The organism is Micromonospora sp. NPDC049903 (assembly GCF_044460945.1).
In the GTDB taxonomy this organism is placed as follows: domain Bacteria; phylum Actinomycetota; class Actinomycetes; order Mycobacteriales; family Micromonosporaceae; genus Micromonospora.
The window spans coordinates 526548-544400 of the sequence record NZ_JBITKL010000002.1; the positions used below are offsets into that span (position 1 = coordinate 526548).

At 71.2% G+C, this 17853-nt stretch carries 13 protein-coding genes; 11 read left to right on the plus strand and 2 right to left on the minus strand.

The window, feature by feature from the left end:
• Window positions 1-25: 25 nt before the first annotated feature.
• Entirely contained in the window at window positions 26-2032 is a 2007-nt protein-coding gene (locus ACIBO1_RS07235; protein ID WP_396742226.1) for a biotin carboxylase N-terminal domain-containing protein, read from the plus strand.
• Window positions 2029-3207 carry an acyl-CoA dehydrogenase family protein gene (locus ACIBO1_RS07240; protein WP_396742228.1) on the plus strand — a complete coding sequence of 393 codons (1179 nt, stop codon included), beginning with the start codon at window positions 2029-2031 and terminating at the stop codon, window positions 3205-3207. The genes ACIBO1_RS07235 and ACIBO1_RS07240 overlap by 4 nt, the downstream gene beginning before the upstream one ends.
• A 9-nt stretch (window positions 3208-3216) precedes the next feature.
• On the opposite strand, the gene ACIBO1_RS07245 is transcribed toward ACIBO1_RS07240, so the two are convergent.
• Both ACIBO1_RS07245 and ACIBO1_RS07250 read right to left on the minus strand, forming a co-directional pair.
• Window positions 3217-4341, minus strand: coding sequence for a hypothetical protein (locus ACIBO1_RS07245; RefSeq protein ID WP_396742230.1), 1125 nt, complete (start codon window positions 4339-4341; stop codon window positions 3217-3219).
• A complete protein-coding gene (locus tag ACIBO1_RS07250) occupies window positions 4338-5279 on the minus strand; it encodes a transporter substrate-binding domain-containing protein (RefSeq protein WP_396742232.1) in 942 nt (313 codons plus the stop codon). The genes ACIBO1_RS07245 and ACIBO1_RS07250 overlap by 4 nt, the downstream gene beginning before the upstream one ends.
• Before the next feature lie 390 nt (window positions 5280-5669).
• On the opposite strand from ACIBO1_RS07250, the gene ACIBO1_RS07255 reads away from it, so the two are divergent.
• The 9 genes from ACIBO1_RS07255 to ACIBO1_RS07295 all read left to right on the plus strand — a co-directional run bounded on the left by ACIBO1_RS07255 (window position 5670) and on the right by ACIBO1_RS07295 (window position 17665).
• On the plus strand, window positions 5670-6371 hold the full coding sequence (locus ACIBO1_RS07255; RefSeq protein ID WP_396742234.1) for a tryptophan 2,3-dioxygenase family protein: 702 nt from the start codon (window positions 5670-5672) through the stop codon (window positions 6369-6371).
• 44 nt (window positions 6372-6415) lie between these two features.
• Entirely contained in the window at window positions 6416-7675 is a 1260-nt protein-coding gene (locus tag ACIBO1_RS07260; RefSeq protein WP_396742236.1) for a tryptophan 2,3-dioxygenase family protein, read from the plus strand.
• The gene (locus tag ACIBO1_RS07265) at window positions 7672-8850 is read left to right on the plus strand and encodes an aminotransferase class V-fold PLP-dependent enzyme (protein ID WP_396742238.1); all 1179 of its coding nucleotides are present in this window, start codon (window positions 7672-7674) and stop codon (window positions 8848-8850) included. Before ACIBO1_RS07260 ends, ACIBO1_RS07265 begins: the two co-directional genes overlap by 4 nt.
• Window positions 8847-9878 (plus strand): methyltransferase, encoded by a 1032-nt coding sequence (locus tag ACIBO1_RS07270; protein ID WP_396742240.1) that lies wholly within the window; start codon window positions 8847-8849, stop codon window positions 9876-9878. Before ACIBO1_RS07265 ends, ACIBO1_RS07270 begins: the two co-directional genes overlap by 4 nt.
• A 280-nt stretch (window positions 9879-10158) precedes the next feature.
• Window positions 10159-10824 carry a YceI family protein gene (locus tag ACIBO1_RS07275; RefSeq protein ID WP_396742242.1) on the plus strand — a complete coding sequence of 222 codons (666 nt, stop codon included), beginning with the start codon at window positions 10159-10161 and terminating at the stop codon, window positions 10822-10824.
• 139 nt (window positions 10825-10963) lie between these two features.
• A complete protein-coding gene (locus tag ACIBO1_RS07280; RefSeq protein ID WP_396742244.1) occupies window positions 10964-11596 on the plus strand; it encodes an HNH endonuclease family protein in 633 nt (210 codons plus the stop codon).
• A 134-nt stretch (window positions 11597-11730) separates the two neighbouring features.
• Window positions 11731-12672, plus strand: coding sequence for an AEC family transporter (locus ACIBO1_RS07285; protein WP_396742246.1), 942 nt, complete (start codon window positions 11731-11733; stop codon window positions 12670-12672).
• Between the two features lie 278 nt (window positions 12673-12950).
• Window positions 12951-14393, plus strand: a complete 1443-nt coding sequence (locus ACIBO1_RS07290) for a family 43 glycosylhydrolase (protein ID WP_396742248.1) — start codon at window positions 12951-12953, stop codon at window positions 14391-14393.
• Window positions 14390-17665, plus strand: a complete 3276-nt coding sequence (locus ACIBO1_RS07295) for a discoidin domain-containing protein (RefSeq protein WP_396742249.1) — start codon at window positions 14390-14392, stop codon at window positions 17663-17665. Before ACIBO1_RS07290 ends, ACIBO1_RS07295 begins: the two co-directional genes overlap by 4 nt.
• The last annotated feature ends 188 nt before the right edge of the window (window positions 17666-17853 follow it).

Consider the following 17853-nt stretch of genomic DNA (forward strand, 5'->3'; position numbering starts at 1 on the left):
TTAGCGCGAGAAAGGCTCTGCTGCCATGATCACCAGGCTTCTGGTCGCCAACCGGGGCGAGATCGCCCGCCGGATCATCGCCACCTGTCGGGTGCTCGGCGTCGAGACGGTCGCGGTGCACTCCGACGCGGACGCTGACGCGCCCTTCGTCGCCGAGGCCGACCAGGCGGTACGCCTGCCGGGGAACACGCCCGCCGAGACGTACCTGCGGATCGACCTGATCCTGGCGGCTGCGCGCCGGTGCGGCGCGGACGCCGTGCACCCGGGCTACGGCTTCCTCGCCGAGAACGCCGACGTCGCGGCGGCGGTGACCGACGCCGGGCTGACCTGGATCGGCCCTTCGGCGAAGGCGATCGCGGCGATGGGCGACAAGCTCGCCGCCAAGACGCTGCTCGCCGAGGCGGGCGTGCCGATGCTGCCCTCCTGGACCGATCCGGGCCAGGTCACCGACTTCCCGGTGCTGGTGAAGGCGTCCGCCGGTGGTGGCGGGCGCGGCATGCGCATCGTCCGGGACGCCGACGGTCTCGCCGAGGCGGTGGCGAGCGCGGGCCGCGAGGCGGCGTCGGCGTTCGGCGACGGCACCGTCTTCATCGAGCGGTACGTCGAGCGGGGCCGCCACGTCGAGGTGCAGATCGTCGGCGACCGGCACGGCAGCGTGCTGGCGCTCGGCGAACGGGACTGTTCGATCCAGCGCCGGCATCAGAAGATCGTCGAGGAGGCTCCGGCGGTGCTCACCCCGGAGCTGCGGGAACGGCTGCACGCGGCGGCGGTGGCCGCCGGCCGGGCCGTCGACTACGTCGGCGCGGGCACGGTGGAGTTCCTGCTCGCGCCGGACGGCGACTTCCACTTCCTGGAGATGAACACCCGTCTCCAGGTGGAACATCCGGTGACCGAGGCGGTCACCGGACTGGACCTGGTCCGGCTGCAACTGCTGGTCGCCGAGGGCGAGCCGCTGCCGCTGACGGTGACGCCGCCGGTCGAGGGCCACGCGATCGAGGTGCGGCTCTGCGCCGAGGACCCGGCCCAGGATTTCCTGCCCGCCACCGGCACCCTGCACCGGTTCGCGGTCCCCGGGGTGGTCGGTCAGTTCGCGCCGACCCGGGGCCTGCGGCTCGACTCCGGGGTGCGGGACGGCTCGGCGGTGCAGGTGCACTACGACTCGATGCTGGCCAAGCTGGTCGCCTGGGCGCCCACCCGTGCCGAGGCCGCCCGTACGCTGGCCGCCGCGCTGGCCCGCGCCGAGCTGCACGGCGTGACCACCAACCGGGACCTGCTGGTCCGGGTGCTGCGCAGCCGGGAGTTCGGCGCGCTGGAGGTCGACACCGGGTTCCTGGAACGCCATCCCCAGGTCTTCGCCCCGCTGCTGCCGCCCGGCGAGGTGCCGCTGGCCGCGCTCGCCGCCGCGCTGGCCTCGGCGGCGGCCCGGCGTGCTGCCGCGCCGGTGCTGGCCGGACTGCCCTCCGGGTGGCGCAACGTGCCCGCCTTCCCGCAGGTCGCCCAGTTCACCGGCCCGGACGGGGAGGTCGAGGTGCGTTACCGGCTGGACCGCGCCGGCGGTCTCGCCGAGTGGTCGACAACGCCGGCGACCGGGACGCAGAAGACCGGGACGCCGGAGGACAGGTCACCGGCGGTCACCCTGGTCGAGGCGGGCCCGGAGCGGGTGGTGCTCGACGTCGACGGGGTGCGTCGGGCGTACCGGGTGCACCTGGTCGGTGCGTCGATCTTCGTGGACGGCCCGGACGGGGCGGCGAGCCTGACGGCGCTGCCGCGCTTCCCGGTGCCCGGTGCGGAGCTGGCCGCCGGGTCGCTGCTCGCCCCGCTGCCCGGGGCGGTGGCCCGGGTGTACGTGGAGGTCGGCCGGCGGGTGGCCGCCGGTGACCTGCTGCTGACCCTGGAAGCGATGAAGTTGGAACACCCCGTGCTCGCCCCGACCGACGGCGTGGTCACCGAGCTGCCGGTAGCGGTCGGCGGCCAGGTCGACACGGGCGCGGTGCTGGCCGTGGTCACCCCCATCGAGGAGGCATCGTCATGAACGTCGACCTGAGCCCGGAGCAGGAACAGCTCCGCGACGCGGTCCGGTCGCTGGGCCGGCGGTACGGCCACCGCTACTTCGTGGAGAAGGCCAAGGCCGGCGAGCACACCGACGAGCTGTGGCACGAGGCCGGCCGGCTCGGCTACCTCGGCGTCAACATCCCCACCGAGTACGGCGGCGGGGGCGGCGGCATCACCGACCTGGCCATCGTCTGCGAGGAGTTGGCCGCTGCCGGTTGCCCGTTGCTGCTGCTGGTGGTCTCCCCCGCCATCGCGGCCACCGTCATCGCCCGGCACGGCACCGAGGACCAGCGCAAACGCCACCTGCCCGGCCTGGCCGACGGCTCCCAGAAGATCGTCTTCGCGATCACCGAGCCGGAGGCCGGGTCGAACTTCCACCGCCTCGGCACCATCGCCCGCCGCGACGGCGACGAGTGGGTCCTCTCCGGTCGCAAGTGCTACATCTCGGGTGTTGACGAGGCCGGGCACGTCCTCGTGGTGGCCCGAGCCGGGGACGAGAACGCCACGGACGGCGCGGGGCAGCGGTTGAAGCCGGCCCTGTTCATCGTGCCGACCGACGCGCCCGGGTTGACCTGGTCCAAGCTGGACATGGAGATCCTCTCGCCGGAGAACCAGTTCCTGCTCTATCTGGACGAGGTCCGGCTGCCCGCCGACGCGCTGGTCGGCGAGTCGCTCGACGCCGGACTGCCGGCGTTGTTCTCCGGGCTCAACCCGGAACGCATCACCGTCGCCGCGATGGGCGCCGGCACCGGCCGGTACGCCATCGAGCGCGCCTCGGAGTACACCGCCACCCGCAAGGTCTGGGGTGGACGCACCATCGGTACGCACCAGGGCGTGTCCCATCCCCTGGCACACGCGGCCGTCCAGGTGGAGCTGGCCCGGTTGATGATCCAGAAGGCGGCGGCGCTCTACGACGCGGGCCGCGACCTGGAGGCCGGGATCTCCGCCAACATGGCCAAGTACGCCTCCGGCGAGGCCGCCGCGCTCGCGGTCGACACCGCCGTGCAGGCGCTCGGCGGTGCCGGCATGACCACCGAGTACGGCGTGGCCACGCTGCTCGGGGCGGTACGGGCCGGTCGCATCGCCCCGGTCAGTCGCGAGATGATCCTGAACTTCGTCGCCCAACACGTGCTCGGTCAGGACAAGTCCTACTGAGCCGGGAGTTCACCGGCAGGCGGCGTCCACCCGGTGCACCGGGCGTACCCGCCGGCCCAGTCCCTCCAGCAGCGAGTCCTCAACGTGGAAGTCGTGGATCCACAGCCGGTAGCGGGGCAGCTCCTCCTCGGAGGGGCAGAGCACCTGTTCGCGAACGAAGTCGACGGGTACGTACCGGACGCCGCCCCGCTCCTGGAGGATCACCGTGTGCACGTCGTCGGTGGTCACCACGTGCCCCCGGATCTCCTCGGTGGCCTCGGCGGTGGCTCCGACGGTGGTCACGGTGAGCGGCAGCACCGGTGTGCTGATCACGGGCAGCGCCGCCCAGACCAGCACCACCAGCACGGCGGCCTGACTCAGTGGGGCGAAGGCCCGCAGCACCACCCGGGGCAGCGGCCCGGCGACGAAGAGCGCCAGCAGCGGCGGCACCACCAGCAGCGCGATCGGCAGCGGTTCGGCCTGCCGCCACGCGTCGCGCAACATGGGGGCGAGCAGCCACAGGTAGCCCGCGTACCCCGCCGTGATCATGAGCGCGCGAACCGCCGCACGCTCGTGCAGCCGGACCGGCGTGAGCCCGAACGCCGCCGCCAGCGTCGGCAACAACAGCGGAAGGTACAGCAGCGGCCAGGTGACCAGGGCCATCAGGAAGCTCGCCGCGATGAACCAGCTCGGCGTGACGTCCATCCAACGGGCGAAGAGCGAGCGGCGGGCGGTGGCCTCCCGGCTGGCCGCGAGCACCCCGCCGAGCGCGAACACCGCGACCAGCGCAGTACAGAGCAGGCGGGCCGCCGTGGTGAGGAAGCCGGCCAGCATGTTGACCGGTCCCACGTTGGCCACCAGCAGCAGCGTGGTCTGCAACTCGCCGCCGGCCTCGACGCCGAGCCGGAGCACCGAGAAGATCGCCGGTACGCCGACCACCGCCGTCCAGAACGACTGGCTGGCCCGGGCCCGGCGCTCGGTCCGGTCCGCGTCCCCGCGCCCGGCAGGCCCGGCAGGCTTGGCGGGGCCGTCCGGCGGGGCCGGGTCGGCGGGTCCTGCGCGGTCGTCCACGGGCCGTCCGGAGGGCGCCACCTGGTACGGCACCGGCCGGTCGGCGTCCGGGGCGTTGCCGGTGGTCGCCGCCGGTGTGCTCATCGCCCCGGCACCTTGTCGTCGAAGTCGACCAGTCGGGGCACGTCGAGCGGTTGTGGTTGCCGCTTCTCCGTCCGCAGCCACGGACCCAGCGTCCGGTTGTACGCGACCTGCCACGGGCTGATCTCCCCGTTGCGTCCCTGCCGGTAGCTCTTGTCGAGGAAGTACGCCACCAGGTCACGCAACGCGGGGTCGCCGATGGGCACGCCGATGCCGAGCAGTTCGCTGGTGCCGAAGGGCATGTCCACGATCTCGAACTCGGTCGGATACCGGGCGACGAAGCCGGCGAGGATCGTCTCGTCCGAGCTGACTGCGTCGTACCGGCCATCCCGGATGCCCTCGACGCAGTCGCCGACGTCCTTCACCACCACCGCGCGCACCTGGTGCTGTTCCAGCTCCGCCTCGGTGGTGGAGCCACCGCTGGTGCAGATCTGGAACTTCGGGTTCCGCAGGTCCTCGATGGTCCGGATGGTGTCCCGGTGTCGGCTCGGGACCAGCACCTCCTGGGTGGTCACCAGGTACGGCCCGGCGAAGCTGACCTCCTTCTTGCGCTCCTCGGTGATGGAGAAGCTGGACACCACCAGGTCGACCATGCCGCCCTGGAGGGCGGGGATGCGGTCCTCGGTGGAGACCGACACGAACTCGATCCGCTGGTCGCCCTCGAAGCCGAGCGAGGCGGCGACGTAGCGGGCGATCTCGACGTCGAAGCCGACGTGCCCACCGTCGCGTACGTCGCCCATCAGCGGCTCGTTGGTCGCCACTCCGATCCGCAGCACGTTCTGTTCCCAGATGTGGGACTCGCGGAGCTTTTCCTGCACCGAGGGCAGTTCCGGCTCCTGCTGGCTGTCACAGCCGGCCGCCGCGCCCAGGAACAGCGTCAGGGCGACCGCGAGGGTGGTGGCCACCGAGCGGAACCGGGTGGTGGAGAACCGACTGACCATGGATCACCTCGCTACCTTCCGAAGTTGTCATGACACCGAAAGTAGCGAGCGCCTGCCAGTCGACACCGCCGTGAAACGCACCGGGGTGGGGGGGGGGGGCGCCGGCGCCCCCCCCCCCCCCCGCGGGGGGGGGGGGGGCGCCGCCCCCCCCCCCCCCCCGCCTCGCGCTGTCCGGCGCGCAATCCCAGTCGGACAGGTTGACTGGTTTTCGTCAATATGATAACTGACCGGCTCATTCGGATGGCGGCTCTCCTCCGCACCGCCGACAGTTGACTCTCGGTGATTTTCCGGCGACGTCTAGCGTAGAACAGATCCACGTTGGATAATATCCGGGCGTCAGTCGCCCAGCATTGCCAATTCGGGCTGTGCCGCCGGTGGAGGGACAATTCCGTGAAGCGTGACCAGTCACCTGTGCTACCTGGCGACGGTGCCACGGACTACGCACGTTATATGCGTACGGAGGCGTTGCTCGGGTTGCAGCGGTCCCCGGCGGAGATGATCCACCGCGACGAACTGCTGTTCCAGGTGGTGCACCAGTCCACCGAGCTGTGGCTGAAGCTGGCGGCGGCGGAGTTGGTCGAGTCGGTGGCTCGGGTGGATGCCGGTGAGTTGGTGGCGGCCGAGGCGTTGCTCGGTCGGGCCATCCTCGGTGTCCGGCTGGTCACCGACCAGATGGAGATGCTCCGGTACCTCTCACCAGCGGATTTCCAGGCCATGCAGCCTGCGCTGGGTAACGGCTCCGGTGCCGAGTCGCCGGGATGGCGGCAGGTCCAGACGCTCAGCCGCCGGCTCGGCCGGGCCTTCCACGACCATCTCGACGGTCGGGGCCTCGCCCCGTCGTCGCTGCCTGACCTGGACCCGACGGACCCGACGCACCGGTTGGCCGAGGCGATGGTGGAGTGGGACGAACGGGTGTCCTCCTGGCGGGTGCGGCACTACCAGGTGGCGCTGCGGATCGGTGGCCACCCTCCGGCCGGCACTCCGGGCAGCCCGGCGAACATGCTCGCCAAGCTTGTCGGGCACCGATTCTTCCCGGAATTGTGGCAGGTGCGCCTGCACACCCCCGACGCGGAATCCGCCGCTCTGCACTGACGTTTCCTCGGCCCTCGGCCGACCCGATTGCGATCCTCTTCGGAATGTCGAGGTGCGGTTTCGTGCGCGAATTGACGGGCTGGTCGGCGGGCGCAGCCGATCCCGATGAATTTCCCTACGACCAGGTGGTCGACGCATTTCACCGGGTCGGCAAACATTTCGTCGACAAGGAACTGCTCGCCCGGCTGGACGAGGCGCGCGCGAGGGTGACCGGGCACGACGAGCCGGCGCGGCTGCTGCGCGACTTCCTCGACGTCGCGCTGGACAAGTGGGACGGCCGCTACGACTACCGCAGCTACCTCGCGCTGCGCCTGCTCCGGCTGCCCGACGGGACCGACGATCCGCCGCCCGACACCGGGGCCGCCGCCCGGCGGGCCCGGGACCGGCTGGTCGTCCGGCTGGTCGCCGACGCGGTCTCCTTCGAACTGTCGGCCGCCGCCAAGGTCACCGGACTGCTGCCGGAGCAGCGCCCGGGGCGGGCGGTGGTGGCCAAGCGTTGCCGGCTCGGCGTCCGCGCCGCCCTGCCGGCCCTGGGTCGCCTCGGCCTGCGCACGACGATCGACGACGACACACCCGCCACCGCCGCCACCACGCTGTCCGCCGTCGTCGCCGGCCTGGACACCACCGGCGACCCGTCGCTGCGGCTGAGCATGCTGCCGGTCCACGTCACCCACGACGAATACCTGTTCATCCGGGTGCTCCAGGCCTACGAGTGCGTCTTCGCCGGGGTCGCCGACGAACTCCGGGGCGTGGTCGCCGCTCTGCGCACCGGGCCGCCCGCCCCGGCGGTCGACCGACTCGGGTACGCCCGCGACCTGCTCGGCACCGCCGGCACGTTGTTCTCGCTGCTGGCCACCATGCAGCCCGCCGCGTTCCAGACGTTCCGGCAGTACACCGAGGGCGCCAGCGCCATCCAGTCCCGGTCGTACAAGCTCGTGGAGTCGCTCTGCCGTACACCCGCACCGGACCGGCTCGACTCGGTGGCCTACCGGTCCGTGCCGGAGATCCGCGCCCGGGTGGTGGACGGCCAGCCGACCATCGACGAGGCGTACCGTCGCGCGGTCCACGAGGGACGGCTGGACGAACCGTCGCGCCGCCTGCTGGAGGTCTGCATGGGCAGGTTCGCCGAGGCCCTGGCGCAGTGGCGGCGGACCCACTACGGGGTGGCGGTGCGGATGCTGGGCCGCCGTCCCGGCACCGGCTACACCGAGGGCACCCCCTACCTGGCGGCGGTACGCGACCTGCCGGTCTTCGACGCCGTCGGCCCGTACCCGTCCCGTCCGACCGGAGGTCGTCCCGCGTGAACCCCGCCGACATCCCGCCCGGGCCCGAGACGCCGGGCTGCCTCGACCCGGCCGTGCACGCGGCGCTGCGCGCCGAGTTCCCGCTGCTGGGCACCTGCGTCTACCTGAACAACAACTCCACCGGCGCGGTGCCCGCCGGCGCCGAGCGGGTGCTGCACGACTACTGGGACACGCTGCGCACCTGGCGCGACGACGCCTGGCAGGACTGGCACGTCGGCCTCGACCGGTACGCCGACTCGGTGGCCGCCCTGCTCGGCGCGCCACCGGGCAGCGTGGTCACCGACGCCAACCTGAGTACGCTGCTGGCCCGACTGGCCTCCTGCTTCGACTACCGGCCGCCCCGCGACCGGGTGATCGTCACCGACCTGGAGTTCCCGACGGTCCCGTTCGTCTTCCGGGCGTTCGGTCGCTACGGCGCGCGACTCGACGTGGTCGGCACCGGCGGACCGGACCTCGACCAGGACGCCCTGGAGGCCCGCCTGGACGAGCGGACGCTGCTGGTGTGCGTCACGCACGCCGCCTTCACCTCCGGTGCCACCGTGGACCTGCCCCGGCTGGTGGCCGCGGCCCACCGGGTCGGCGCGCTGGTGGTGGTGGACGCCTTCCAGACCGTCGGGGTGGTGCCGCTGGACGTCACCGCGCTGGGCGTCGACGCCGTCCTCGGCGGCGCGAGCAAGTGGCTCTGCGGCGTCGGCACCGCCTTCCTCTACGTCCGGCCCGACCTGGTGCCGCACCTGGAACCGGCGGCGACCGGCTGGCAGGCCGGCGACCGCGCGCTGACCTTCCGGCCCTCCACCGGCTGGGCCCCCGGTGCGCGCCGGTTCGCCGGTGGCACGCCGTACCCGCTGACCTCGCTGGTCTCCCAGGTCGGGCTGGACCTGCTGGCCGGCGTCGGCGTACCGGCGATCCGCCGGCACTCGCTCGCCCTCACCCAGCGGGTCCTGGACCGCGCCGCCCAGGCCGGCATCGCGGTGGTCAGCCCGACCGCCGCGCACCGGCGCGGGGGCGTGGTGTTCCTGGACGTGCCCGATGGCGAGGCGGTCAAGCGACGGCTGGCCGCGCAGCAGCTGATCTGTAGCTGGCGCGGCCACCTGCGGGTCGGCCCGCACGCCTACAACACCCTCGACGAGATCGACGCGTTCATGGACGCGTTGGGCAAGGAGTTGGGTCGATGACCGTCACGCTCTCCCCGCGCGCGTTGATGAGCCTGCTCGCCAACGGGCCCAAGGCGATGGACGTGCTGGAGACGGCGCTCACGCTCGGGCTGCTCGACGAGCTGGAGCCCGGCCCGGTCCGGCTCGACGCCCTGGCCGACGGCCTGAAGGTACGCCCGCTGCGGCTGTACAAGTTCCTCGACTGCCTGGAGAGTCTCGGCTTCCTCGTCCGGGAGGAGTCGGGCGACGACATCGGCGCCACCCGCTACCGGTCGGTGCCCGGACTGCGCGCGGCGGTCGAGGCGGTGGTCGGCCCGGACGCGCTCGAACGGGACCGGGACCGCTACCCGTGGCGGCTGCTGCACGGACGGCTCGCCGACAGCCTGCGGGGCGAGGTGAGCATGGGCGACGACGACTTCGCCTGGCCGCCGAAGACCGACGAACAGACCGCCGACTTCGAACGCAGCATGGCCGTCGGGTTGGGACCGGTCGTCGAGGCGGTCCGGCAGCACGCCGACCGGCTCTGGTCGGGCCGACGTCGGCTGCTGGACGTGGGCGGTGGCGACGGCACCCTGGCCGCGCACGTCCTGGACACCGCGCCGGAGCTGCACGCCGACGTCTACAACCTGCCCGCGGTGGCACCGCTGGTGGACCGCACCCGCGTCGCCCGGGGCCACCCGGACCGGCTCGGTTTCGTCGGTGGTGACTTCCTCACCGAGGAGCTGCCCTCCGGCTACGACGCGATCTCCTTCGTCCGGGTGCTGCACGACTGGCCCAACGAGGTGGCCCGGCACCTCGTGACCCAGGCGCACGCGGCCCTGGAACCGGGTGGCCTGCTGCTGATCTGCGAGGAGTTCCGCACCCCCGACCGGCTGGCCATGCAGTTCTTCTGGAGCTACTTCCTGATCGGCGTCGACACCTGCGTGAGCCGGCTGCGTGAGGCCGAGTACTACACGGCGTTGCTCGCCGAAAGCGGCTTCACCGAGGTGACCGTCCTGCCCGGCACCTGGGAGTTGGTGACCGCCCGGAAACCGACCGTGCCGGGCTGACCGTCATCCGTCGGCGTCGCGGTGGGCGATGCATTCCCTCTCGTACGACAATCGGCTTCGCACACCATTTGACGACCGATTCGCGGAATCGTCCCCCGCTGCCGGGTGGGCCCGCCGAGGGCGGCCGTGATTGTGCTCACGACCGGCACCCCGCAAGCGTGGGGGAGTGCCTTTGATCTCCCTATGCTGGCCAGACGATCGCCCGTTCCCGTCCGCCCCGCGCGGCGAGGCGGGCAGGTGGCGGGTGCCTTGCGCGAGGCGGGGGAGGAAGTGGCGAGCGATGACCAGCTCCACACGGATCTGGGACGGGCTGTCGATTCCCGCCCCCGGCACCTACCGGCTCGATCCGGCGCACAAGCGGATCGGGTTCCTCGCCCGACACATGATGGTCAGCCCGGTGCGGGGCGAGTTCCGGGACGCCACCGCGCAGATTGTCGTCGCCGAGGATCCGCTTGGATCGACGATCGAGGCGACCATTCAAGCGGGCAGTATCGATACGGCGAGTACGGATCGGGACACGCATCTGCGTAGCGCCGATTTCCTCGATGTGGAGACGTTTCCCACCCTCGAGTACCGCAGTACCGGAATTGCGCGACTGGAGAAGACCGATCCGATCTTCTACTGGGCGAAGCTCAGGAACCACCGCCTCGGTCGACGGCCGGCCCCGGAGGAGTCGGCCCGGCCGGCGAGCCCGGCGACCGCTCGGTTCGTGCTCGCCGGTGAGTTGACCGTCAAGGGGATCACCCGCCCCGTCGACCTCCAGGTCGAGTTCGGCGGTGCCCGGCGTGACCCGTACGGGCAGGACATCTTCGGGTTCAGCGCGACGGCCGAGATCGACCGCGAGGACTACGGCCTGGTCTGGAACGTGATCCTGGAGAGCGGTGGGGTGCTGGTCGGCAAGAGCGTCCGCATCGAGATCGCCGGTGAGGCGATCCGGCAGGCGTAGCCTTCACGCCGCGTTCACCGCAGATTGACGGCGGATACGCATCCATTGATCGCGATGTCTGCGACAATCCGTCTGTCCCTGCCATCCCGTCAGGTGGGACCCCCGCCCACCGTGGCAGGTGACAGTCAGGAGTCGCCCAGTGACTCGCATCCGTACCGTCGCCCTCGGCGCGGTGGCCGCCGTCGCCCTGTCCCTCGTCGTGGCCCCGTCGCCGGCCGGCGCCACCCCGCCCAACATCCCGTCACACAGCACGGCGGTGAGCCGGCTCGGCGCGCTCACCGTGGCCGCCGAGTCGCACCAGTCCAGCTACAGCCGGGACCTCTTCCCGCACTGGATCACCATCACCGGCACCTGCAACACCCGGGAGCAGGTCCTCAAGCGGGACGGCAGCAACGTGGTCGTCGACGCCAACTGTTATCCGACCTCCGGGTCCTGGTACAGCCCGTACGACGGGTTGACCCGGACGAACCCGGCCGACATCTCCATCGACCACGTCGTGCCGCTGGCCGAGGCGTGGCGGTCCGGGGCCTGGTCCTGGACCACCGCCCGGCGGCAGACCTACGCCAACGACCTGGGCGGTCCGGAGTTGTGGGCGGTCACCGGCAGCGTCAACTCGTCCAAGGGCGACCGGGACCCGGCGGCGTGGAAGCCGCCGCGAGCGGCCTTCCACTGCACCTATGCGCGCGCCTGGATCCAGGTGAAGTGGTACTACGGCCTCTCCGTCGACAGCGCCGAGAAGTCCGCGCTGGCCGGCATGCTCAACACCTGCTGACCCGGATGTAAGGAAGGGACCCCTACTAACGCCTCGTGTATAGGAAGGGTCCCTTCCTTGCATCCGGACGGTCGCTTCGCGGTCAGAAAACTGAATCCCGTTACCATTAGTGCTGATCCACGGAGGGGGACGGGGTGCAGGGCGTACTCACCGGTTTCGCCGTCATCGCCACCGTCATCGCGATCGGCTACCTGGTGGGGCGCATCGGACTGTTGGGGCCGGAGGGGCCTGCCGTACTCTCCCGGGTCTCGTTCTTCGTCGCGACGCCCGCGCTGCTCTTCGAGACCGTCTCCCGTGCCGACGTGTCCACCGTCTTCTCGTCGGCCCTGCTCGTCACGCTGATCAGCACCACCGTCGTCGCGGCGGTATTCGTGGCCGTGGCGATGCTGTGGTGGCGACGACCGGCGCCCGAGGCGACGATCGGCGCCCTCGCCGCCTCGTACGTCAACGCGGGCAACATCGGCATCCCGATCGCGGTCTACGTGCTCGGTGACGCCGCGCTCGTCGCGCCGGTGCTGATGTTCCAGGTGGTCGTGATGGCGCCCCTGGCGTTCGCGGTGCTGCAGTCGTCGGCGGCGCGGGATTCGTCGGCGGTGCGGGAGCGTCGGTCGGTGGTCCGGGCGGCGGTGCGGCCTCTGCTGAACCCGATCACCGTCGCCTGCGGCCTGGGGGTGGCCGTGAGCGTCGCCGGCTGGTCGCCGCCGGAACCGGTGATGCGGCCGGTGGAACTGGTCGCCGCGATGGCGGTGCCCGCCGCACTGCTGGCCTACGGTCTGTCCCTGCGTGGGGCAGCGCCGCCCGGCTCCGGCGACACCGCGTGGGACGTCCGGCTCGCCGTGGTGCTCAAGACGCTGGTCCACCCGGCGGTCGCCTACCTGGTGGCCCGCTACGGCCTCGGGCTGTCCGCGCCACTGGTGCTGGCCTGCACGGTCACCGCGGCCCTGCCCACGGCCCAGAACGTCTTCGTCTACGCCGTCCGCTACGGCCGGGGCGTCGTGCTGGCCCGCGACGCGATCCTCCTGTCGACCGCGACCGCCGTCCCGGTGCTGATCGCGGTGGCGCTGCTCGCCGGCTGACCCGCGGCCCCGAAAGCATTTTGCATCCTTTTCGACGCGCCGCCCTGGGGGCGTGTCGGTCGGAAGCGCGCTCGGATACGCCTCACCGGCCCTGTCATGAGGGCGGACCGGGAGACCTTGCCGAAATGGTTTTCGGGGCGCACGCTGTCGGCGGACAGTGATATCTGTCGATCAACTGTCGGGTCGACACACACCGCGTCGACCTCGCGCCGGTGCCGTTTGCGCCGGTGCCGGCACACCACCCGCCCCCGTCCCGCCCCCGTCGACTGGAGACCTCGATGCGACGACGACCCGTTGTCCGCACCCTGGCCGCCGGCTGCGCCGCCGCGCTGGCCGCGACCCTGGCCCTCACGGCACCCGCCACGGCCGCCAACCCCGTCATCACCACCATCTACACCGCCGATCCCGCACCGCTCGTGGTCGGCAACACGATGTACGTCTACGCCGGGCGCGACGAGGCACCGGTGGGCACCAACAACTTCGTCATGCGCGAGTGGCACGTGCTCTCCACCACCGACGCGGCGAACTGGACCCACCACGGCGCCCGGGCCGGCATCGGCACCTTCGGCTGGGCCGGCGCCGACGCCTGGGCCAGCGAGGTGGAGCACCGCAACGGCCGGTACTACTGGTACACCTCGGTCAACGGCAACGGCCCCGGCTGGATGAACATCGGCGTGGCGGTGGCCGACAGCCCGCTCGGCCCGTTCACCGACGCCAAGGGCGGGCCGCTGATCAGCGACAGCACCCCGAACTCCGCGCCGCTGAACATCGACCCCACCGTCTTCGTCGACGACGACGGCCAGGCGTACCTGTACTGGGGCGGCTACTGGGGAGCCCGGGCGGTCCGGCTGGCCGGCAACATGATCGACACGGTGGGCTCGGTGGTCACCCCGCAGGGACTGACCCACTTCTGGGAGGCCCCGTTCATGTTCAAGCGCAACGGCCTCTACTACATGCTCTACGCGGCGAACGACACCCAGGGCTGCGTCACCTCGTCGAGCTACGCCTGCCAGCGCTACGCCACCGCCACCAACCCGATGGGCCCCTGGACCCACCGGGGCGTCGTGCTCGGCCAGGTCTCCTCGACCACCAACCACGCGGGCGTGGCCCAGCTCAACGGCCAGTGGTACATGGTGTACCACAACGCCAACGCACCCGGCGGCGGCAACTTCCGGCGCTCCGTCGCGGTGGACCGGATGTACTTCAACGCCGACGGCACGATCCAGCCGGTGGTGCAGACCACCACCGGGCCGCCGCCCAACCCCGGCGGCGGTGTCGCGCCACCGGTCGGCACCAACCTGGCACCCAGCGCCACCGTCTCCACCTCGCACGTCTCCGCCTGGGAGAGCCTGGCCGCGATCAACAACGGCGGGGTACCGGCCAGCTCCGCCGACCGGAGCAACCTGGCCTACGGCAACTGGCCGCAGCAGGGCACCCAGTGGATCGAGTACCGCTGGCCGACCGCGCAGACCATCAACCGCACGGCCACCTACTGGTTCGACGACGGCCAGGGCATCGACCTGCCCGCCTCGTGCCGGGTGCAGTACTGGAACGGCAGCGCCTACGTCGACGCGCCGAACCAGTCGACCTGCCCGGTGGCCGGTGACACCTACAACGTCACCACGTTCGGCCCGGTCAGCACCACCCGGCTGCGGCTGAACATCACCTCCCGAACCGGCTCCTCCACCGGAGTCCTGGAGTGGATGGCGTTCCAGTCATGACCGGGACCCCGCGCGCGTACCTCGCCGCTCTCGTCACCGCCGTCCTGGTCGCCGGCACGCTGGTGCTTCCCGGCACACCCGCCTCGGCCGCCCAGACCATCGGCTATCCCACCTTCTCTGGGCCGGCGGTGCCGGTCCCGCCGGTCGGCTACACCACCGGCAACACCATGCGGGCCATCTACGACGCCGAGAGCGCCGGCACCGACTTCTGGATCGACCGGCTGCTGGCCCGCCCGGGCAACGACCCGGCCGGCCCTTGGCTGATGACCCGGGGACGCGGCCTGTTCATGTACACCCACAACCCGTCGGTGATCGGCTTCGGTGGCAACACGGCCTACTGGGACAACATCAGCAGCCAGGGCGCCTACACCGTCACGGTCGGCTCGGGCACCCTCACCGAGCAGGTGGCGCAGCGCTGGCAGGCGCCCAGTCACTGGCGCAGCGTGCACACCGGCGGCTCGCTGCGCGTCGACGTCACCAAGTTCATCACCCGGCAGAACGTGGCGGTGACCAACCTGACCGTCACCAACACCGGCTCGACCAGCAGCACCGTGCCACTGCGGGTCACCTCCCCGTACGCCACCACGGGCAGCGGCAGCGAGCTGACCGGCAGCCGGCAGGTGAAGAACAACCTCACCACCATCCGGCCCCGGCTCTCCGCCGACGGGTTCACCGTCAGCAGCGGCGGCCTGAGCCGGTCGGTGACCCTGGCCGCCGGGCAGAGCGTCACCACCAAGGTGCAACTGGGCGTGGTCACCGACGAGATCCCCGAGTCGCTGACCGAGTACACCGGTTACCGCACCGCCACCCCGGCCGCCGCGTTCGCCACCCACGTACGCGAGTACCACCGCTGGTGGGCGGAGAACGTGCCGTACATCGACGTGCCCGACCCGGCGATCAAGAAGAACATCTACTACCGCTGGTGGCTGATGCGCTTCAACCACCTGGACGTCGACATCCCGGGCCAGGACTTCCAGTTCCCCACCTCGATCGAGGGGGTGACCGGCTACAACAACGCCATCGTGCTGACCCAGCCGATGCACGTCGACGACCTGAAGTACCTGCGCGACCCGATCCACTCGTACGGGCCGTGGCTGTCGGTCGGGCAGTCCTCGGCCAACGGCCGATACGTGGACAACCCCGGTGACCCGGAGAACTGGTCGAACAGCTACACGCAGTACCTGTCCGAGGCGGGCTGGCGGGCGTACCAACTGCACGGCGGGCAGCCGGCGATGCTGCACAACTTCGCCCGCTACGCCGAGATGGACGTGAAGGGCCAGCTCGCCACCTACGACACCAACAACAACGGGGTGATCGAGTACGACTGGGGTGCGATGACCGGCAACGACGCCGACGCGGTGTCGTTCCACTGGCGCTCCGGCAACCTGGACCGGGCCGAGGGTGCGTACGTCTACAGCAACGCCCTGGCCGCCGCTCAGGCGTACGAGGCGCTCGGCAACACCGCCAAGGCCACCGAGATGCAGACGCTGGCCGACCGGGTCCGCGACGGCATCGTGAACGTGCTCTGGAACCCGAGCCGGCGACTGCTGGAGCACCGGCACGTCGCCACCAACACCCACGTGCCGTGGAAGGAGATCAACAACTACTACCCGTACGCCGTCGGGCTGATGCCGAACACCGCCACCTACCGGGAGGCGCTGCGCCTGTTCGACGACCCGGCCGAGTACCCGATCTTCCCCTTCTATACCGCCAACCAGCGGGACAAGGCTGCTGCGGCGGCGGCCGGGAACCCCGGCAGCAACAACTTCTCCACCATCAACTCCACCGTGCAGTTCCGGCTCTACTCCTCGGTGCTGCGCAACTACCCCAACCAGTGGATGACCGCCGAGCACTACAAGAAGCTGCTCTACTGGAACGTCTGGGCGCAGTACGTCAACGGCAACACCCAGTGGCCGGACGCCAACGAGTTCTGGTCCAACTGGAACGGCTCGTCGATCACCTACCGCTCCTGGATCCACCACAACATCCTGGGCAGCAGCAACTGGACGGTCGTCGAGGACGTGGCCGGGCTGCGCCCGCGCAACGACACCACCATCGAGCTGCACCCGATCCCGATCGGCTGGTCCCACTTCGCGGTCAACAACCTGCGCTACCGCAACGCCGACCTGAGCGTGGTGTGGGACGATCCGGCCGACGGGATCACCCGCTACCCGGGTGTCCCGCAGGGCTACTCGATCTATCTCAACGGCACGCGGGTGGCCACCGTGGACCGACTGACCCGGGTGCTCTACGACCCGACCACCGGGGCGGTCACCCTGCCGGCGGGTGGCACCACCACCTTCAGCACCGCGTTCGCTGGCCTGCAACTGCCGCAGAACGTCAGCCACGGCAGCGCCCGGATGGTGGACATGTTCGCCAAGGCCGGAGTCGACCTGACCGCCACCACGCCGAACCTGGCGCAGGGCGCGACCACGTCGGCGTCGTACACCGCCTCGGGCACCTCCACCGGCGCGGCGGTCGACGGGTTCCCGACCAACGCGCCGATCTGGGGCAGCTCCGGGTCGTCGAACGCCACCGACTGGTACGAGGTCACCTTCGGCCAGACCCGGACGGTCGACGACGCCTGGCTGTACTTCCGGGACGACCGGGCCGGCAACCGATACCGCGCACCGGCGTCCTACCAGGTCCAGTACTGGAACGGCAGCACCTGGGTCACCGTCGCGAACCAGGTGAGGACCCCGGCGGCGGCACGGGCCAACCACAACCGGGTCCGGTTCACCCCGGTCAGCACCCAGCGGATCCGGGTACAGCTCACCCACGCCTCCGGATTCCGCACCGGGCTGACCGAGCTGAAGCTGTACGCCCGGGGCGCTGGCCCGCCGCCGTCGGGCAACCTGGCCGGGTCGGCGACGCCGTCGGCGTCGTACACCTCGTCCTGGGAATCGGTGGCCGCGCTCAACGACGGCATCGACCCGCCGTCGTCGAACGACACGGTCAACCCGCGCTGGGGCACCTGGCCGAACCAGGGACAGCAGTGGGCGGAGCTGACCTGGCCCGCCGCGCAGACCCTGAGCGCGGCGGAGGTGTACTTCTTCGACGACAACGGGGGAGTGCGGTTGCCGGCGTCGTGGCGGTTGCAGTACTGGACCGGCACCGCGTACGCCGACGTGCCGGGAGTCGCCGCGTACCCGATCGCGCTCCACCAGTACAACCGGGTCACGTTCCCGGCGGTGAGCACGGCCCGGTTGCGGGTGGTGTTGGAGAGCGGCGCGGGCTCGGTCGGACTGTTGGAGATCAAGGCGACCGGATGAACGGTCGGTGACCGACGCGGCGGGCGGGTGCGACACTCGCCCGCCGCAGGGCGGGGCCACTCACTCCACGGAATGGAGGCGTGCCTGTGCCGATCACCGCACCGCTGTTGTGACGGGCGTCACCCGCACTGCTGTCACGTCACCGCACGCTCGCCACGTCGCCTCGGTGAACCCTCGGCCTGGGAGGC